General features: G+C 65.8%; 1 protein-coding gene. It reads right to left on the reverse strand.

Annotated elements, in window-relative coordinates; translation table 11 throughout:
- Positions 1-2,035 (reverse strand): ribonuclease E/G (locus tag MOV75_RS36015; protein ID WP_247007743.1); only part of this gene is annotated, 2,035 nt, incomplete at both ends.

Consider the following 2,035-nt stretch of genomic DNA (forward strand, 5'->3'; position numbering starts at 1 on the left):
GCTCGGGCGCGTCGCCGGCGGCCTGCTCCTCGGCGAGGCCTTCGGTCTCCTCGGTCTCGACCTCGGATTCGGTCTCCGGATCGAACTCCTCATCGTCGTAAGCTTCTTCGGCCAGGGGCGGCGGGCTCGCGGCGGCCTGCGCCACGAGCAGCGCCTTGGCGGCCTCCAGCGTATGCACCTGCTCGCCGCGGTCGATGAGATAGGCCTGCGGCCCGCTGACGCTGGGATCTGCGATCACCGAGAGGGTGACCTTGAAGCCGTTCTCGAGATCACGCAGATGGCCGCGCTTGTGGTTGAGCACATAGAGCGCCACGTCGGTGCGGGTGCGGACCACGAGATTGTGGGTCGCGCCCTTCATCAGGATCTCTTCGAGGCCGCGCAGCAACTGGAGCGCCACCGAGGACACCGAGCGGACGTGGCCGGTGCCGCCGCAATGCGGGCACGGATCGGTCGAGCTCTCGAGCACGCTGGCGCGGATGCGCTGGCGCGACATCTCGAGCAGGCCGAAATGGGAGATGCGGCCGACCTGGATGCGCGCGCGATCCTGCCTGAGGCAATCGGACAGCTTGCGCTCGACCGCGCGATTGTTGCGCTTCTCGTCCATGTCGATGAAGTCGATGACGATCAGGCCGGCGAGGTCGCGCAAGCGAAGCTGGCGGGCGACCTCTTCGGCCGCCTCCAGATTGGTCTTGAGCGCGGTGTCCTCGATATGGTGCTCGCGCGTCGATCGTCCGGAGTTGACGTCGATCGAGACCAGCGCCTCGGTCTGGTTGATCACGATGTAGCCGCCGGAGCGCAGTTGCACGGTCGGCGAGAACATCGCGTCCAGCTGGCTCTCAACGCCCATGCGCGAGAACAGCGGCTGGCCGTCGCGATACTGCTTCACGGCGCTGACGTTGGCGGGCATCAGCATCTTCATGAAGTCGCGCGCTTCACGGTAGCCGGATTCACCTGCCACCGAGATCTCGTCGATCTCCTTGTTGTAGAGGTCGCGCAGCGAGCGCTTGATCAGCGAGCCTTCCTCGTAGACGAGGGTCGGAGCCTGCGAGTTCAGCGTGAGGTCGCGCACCGTCTCCCACATCCGGATCAGATATTCGAAGTCGCGCTTGATCTCGGGCTTGGTGCGGGCGGCGCCGGCGGTGCGCAGGATGATGCCCATGCCCTCGGGCACGTCGAGATCCTGCACCACTTCCTTCAGGCGCGAACGGTCCTGGGCACTGGTGATCTTGCGGCTGATGCCGCCGCCGCGTGCGGTATTCGGCATCAACACGGCATAGCGGCCGGCGAGCGACAGGTAGGTCGTCAGCGCCGCGCCCTTGTTGCCGCGCTCTTCCTTGACGACCTGCACCAGCATCACCTGGCGGCGCTTGATGACTTCCTGGATCTTGTACTGGCGCCGCGGCCGGAAGGTGCGCTCCGGCACTTCCTCCAGCACGTCGTCTCCGCCCACGGATTCGACGACTTCCTCTTCGGCTTCCTCGTCGTCTTCGTCTTCCTCGGCGTCGTCGTCTCCGGCCGCTTCGGCTTCGTGACGGGGAGCCTCGGCGCTCTCGCCGACGGCGTACACGGCGTCGGCCGGTTCAGCGGCTGACGTCACGGCCGCGGCGAGATCCTCGGCGTGTGCTTCGGAGGCAAGCTCTTGCGGCTCGGCAACAACCCCGGTGGCGACCACGGGCTCGGCGCCGATTGCTGCGACAGGCGCAGTCGTCTCGTCCGCATAATCGTGGTCGCGATGATCGTGCTCGCCGTGATGACCATGGTCGTCATGATCGTGAGAGTGATGTTCGTCACCCTGGGCATGATGATGGTCGTCGTGCCCATGTCCTTGGTGATCATGCTCTTGGTGATCATGTCCGTGGTGATCATGTCCGTGGTGATCATGTCCGTGGTGATCATGTCCTTCGTGGTCATGATCGTGATGATCGTGGCCTTCGTGCTCGCCGTGGTGCTCCGCGCCGGCGTGCAGGTGCTCGCCCTCGTGCGAAGCGCCTTCGGGCAGGGCCTGGCCCTGGATCGGCTGGGCCGCGGGATCGGT

The sequence above is a fragment of the Bradyrhizobium sp. PRIMUS42 genome, assembly GCF_023006515.1.
In the GTDB taxonomy this organism is placed as follows: Bacteria; Pseudomonadota; Alphaproteobacteria; order Rhizobiales; family Xanthobacteraceae; genus Bradyrhizobium.